The sequence below is a fragment of the Pseudoalteromonas sp. S1608 genome, assembly GCF_005887265.1.
Lineage (GTDB): Bacteria > Pseudomonadota > Gammaproteobacteria > Enterobacterales > Alteromonadaceae > Pseudoalteromonas > Pseudoalteromonas undina.
Map to the genome: position 1 here is coordinate 1 of NZ_PNDK01000038.1, position 3,199 is coordinate 3,199.

A 3,199-nucleotide genomic window follows, 5' to 3' on the forward strand; every position below is an offset into this window, starting at 1 on the left:
AGTTATTGCTGTTGGTCACTCAGTTTCAATTGAGACTCTAAATTTGTTTGCCTCACTTAGTAAACTAAGCTTGGCTGTTAGAACTCAATCTGTACGAGTGCCCACACAGATGATTGCTTTATATTGTTAAAGAACATTGCGATTAAAGCGTTAAACTTTATCTCGCTAGGGCTGCGCATATTACGCTTTCCTATTTTTTTGTCAACACTTAATTTTGCTAAACTTGAAAGTTTTCAGAACTAAGTTTTACTCGACTCACTGAGTAGCTCGTGCCTCGCTATGCGTTGGCGTTCCCCGTCTCAGTGGGGTCGCATTATAGGGCGAATCAATTTTAACGCAAGCGTTTTTAAACGCTTTTTTGCATTTAATTTTTACCCCAAAGATACCCCACCTAGAAACACAAGATACCCACAAAACCCTGTGGATAACTCATTTTTTTGCGCTGTTTACTAAACTATTTACCTTGCTTGTGGTAAGTTGCGGCGCATATTTACAACTCGTTCACTAGGCAACACACATGACAGATATAATAAATAGTATAAGTGGTCTCTTATGGGGTCATATTTTAGTGTACTTATTAATAGCCGCTGGGCTATTTTTTACCATACGTCTTGGTTTCATCCAATTTGTACAATTCCCACACATGATTAAAGTCATGTTTCAAAGTCGCCAAGGGTCAGATGGCGGTATTTCCTCTTTTCAAGCTTTCTGTACTTCTTTAGCCGCCCGTGTTGGTACCGGTAATATGGCAGGTGTTGCAGTCGCACTTTATTTAGGTGGTGCTGGTGCTATTTTTTGGATGTGGTTAATTGCTTTGATCGGTATGGCCACTAGTTTTGCAGAAAGCACATTGGCTCAAGCTTACAAAATACGCGATGAAGAAGGCAACTTCCGTGGAGGCCCTGCTTATTATATGGAATACGGACTTGGCAAGCGCTGGATGGGCATCGTGTTCTCACTATGTTTAATTTTAGCCTTTGGATTAGTTTTTAATGCGGTACAGTCAAACTCTATCGCTGCAGCTTTTGAAGTCGCCTTTGGTATTCCTAACTATATAGTAGGTATTGCACTTGTAATTGGTTCAGGCATCATCATATTTGGTGGCCTAAAAACAATTTCACGATTTGCTGAATTAGCAGTGCCATTTATGGCCGCTGCCTACTTAATTGTTGCACTATATATATGTGCTGTAAATTACACTGAGTTGCCTGATGTGTTTATGCATGTAATTAGAAGTGCTTTTGGTCTTGAACAAGCTGGCGCTGGTGCAATTGGTTATGGTGTAATGCAAGCAATGATCCAAGGGATCAAGCGCGGGTTATTCTCAAACGAAGCGGGTATGGGTAGCGCAGCTAACGCTGCAGCAACTGCAACTCCTAACCCACCTCACCCTGCATCACAAGGCTATGTACAAATGCTAGGTGTATTTGTAGATACTATTATTATTTGTACTGCCACTGCCGCTCTTATTTTATTATCAGAACAGTTAGTACCAGGCTCTGATGTAACGGGTATAGCACTTACACAAGCAGCGCTTGAGGAACATGTTGGTAGCTGGGGTGCAATATTTGTTGCAGTCGCTATTTTGTTTTTTGCTTTTACATCAATTGTAGCTAACTATTCTTATGCGGAAACGAACTTATTGTTTTTAGAGCATAACCATGCATCTGGCATGCTGATCTTCAGATTATTAGTGTTAGGTATGGTGATGTTTGGTGCCCTTGGTGAATTACCATTAGTGTGGACTCTAGCTGATGTGTCTATGGGCCTAATGGCGATTGTAAACGTAATCGCGCTATTTATGCTCTCAGGAGTTGTGGTATGGCTTGCCAAAGATTACAACGCTCAACGACGTGCTGGAAAGTTACCGACGTTTGATCCAAGTAAAAACAACAAGCTTAATAAAACTATTCCGAAAGGTATTTGGCACAAATAACTTTAAAGAGATTTAAGTTAAAAACCCGAAACGGCCATGGCCATTTCGGGTTTTTTATTGTCTAGTACCAATTCACTTAATTAAGTAACCTATATTGAGCTAGATAAACCTGTTAATGGCAAAGCAAAAATTTCGATGTTTAGTTGTTCTATATGAGGAGTTTTTAACTCAACTAGCGTCTGGTTTGGCGTCTCAAAATAATTAAGTATTATTGCGGATTGATGTAAGTCTCGCCTGTATATCAATTCGCTTAATTAAGTGGTCTATTTTGAGGCTGGAAAAACGTGTTGATAGCTAGGCAAAAAATTTACTATTTAGTTGTTCTAAATGAGAATTTTTTAACGCAGCTAGTGACACGTTTAGCCCCTTAAAATGATTATGTATTATTGCGGATTGGTATTATATTACTAATAGCAGTACCCACCTAGTGAGACCCAATTAAACACATTAGCATCATCAAGCTTCTCATATCCCTTATAAGCGATTAGTTAAACAGTTTACATCAACGCTCTTAATACATTTTGTGGCATTGTAATGGTGTTAATAGAAATAAGCGTATGCCGACTTTCGCTTATGTATCAAACGAAGCACAGCCACACCTCCATTTAAGAGCCTTGTACCACTGCTTTTACATAAATAGCTTAATATTAGTACTCTATTATGAGGCATTAAAATCTTATCGATAGCAAAACTTAAATTTAGTATTTTGTTCTAAATGAGAGGTTTTTTTCCGTAGCTAGCGTCAGGTTTGAGCTATAAAAATGATCAGTGGGAATATATTGATGGGATAAGCTTTTGAAAAATGTGAGACTTAAAGATCTCAAACAAACGTAGTAATTTAGTGTAAGGAATAAGATACTAGTTTGATAATGCGATTTTATAATTAATGGTTTAATAAAATAATGGTTAAACTAGAATAAACAAGGAAAGCATAAAGTGGTGCCCGAGGCCGGACTTGAACCGGCACGACTTGTTAGTCGAGGGATTTTAAATCCCTTGTGTCTACCAATTCCACCACTCGGGCATCGAGTTTGCTAATTAAAGCGTGTGGAGTAATTATTTGGAGGCGGAACCCGGAGTCGAACCGGGGTAAACGGATTTGCAATCCGGTGCATGGCCACTCTGCCATTCCGCCTAAACATATCAAATAATTTGGAGCGGCACACGAGGCTCGAACTCGTGACCTCGACCTTGGCAAGGTCGCGCTCTACCAACTGAGCTAGTGCCGCATAAAACTTTATCAGTAATTTGTACGTTGGTTGC

General features: G+C 39.4%; 1 protein-coding gene and 3 tRNA genes. 1 reads left to right on the top strand and 3 read right to left on the bottom strand.

Annotated elements, in window-relative coordinates; all coding sequences use genetic code 11:
• Nucleotides 1-517: 517 nt before the first annotated feature.
• Nucleotides 518-1,936: an alanine/glycine:cation symporter family protein gene (locus CWB75_RS14645; RefSeq protein ID WP_010391487.1), complete on the top strand. Its 1,419-nt coding sequence runs from the start codon at nt 518-520 to the stop codon at nt 1,934-1,936.
• A 937-nt stretch (nt 1,937-2,873) separates the two neighbouring features.
• Here the strand turns inward: CWB75_RS14645 and CWB75_RS14650 are convergent.
• From CWB75_RS14650 to CWB75_RS14660, 3 genes are all read right to left on the bottom strand, one after another.
• A tRNA-Leu gene (locus CWB75_RS14650) sits at nt 2,874-2,960 on the bottom strand.
• Between the two features lie 37 nt (nt 2,961-2,997).
• A tRNA-Cys gene (locus tag CWB75_RS14655) sits at nt 2,998-3,071 on the bottom strand.
• An 18-nt stretch (nt 3,072-3,089) separates the two neighbouring features.
• Nucleotides 3,090-3,165 (bottom strand) — tRNA-Gly (locus CWB75_RS14660).
• Between the last annotated feature and the right edge of the window lie 34 nt (nt 3,166-3,199).

What these genes read in the sequence shown, in the direction of transcription:
- CWB75_RS14645 (WP_010391487.1), top strand. Translation starts at nt 518, where the DNA reads ATGACAGATATAATAAATAGTATAAGTGGTCTCTTATGGGGTCATATT.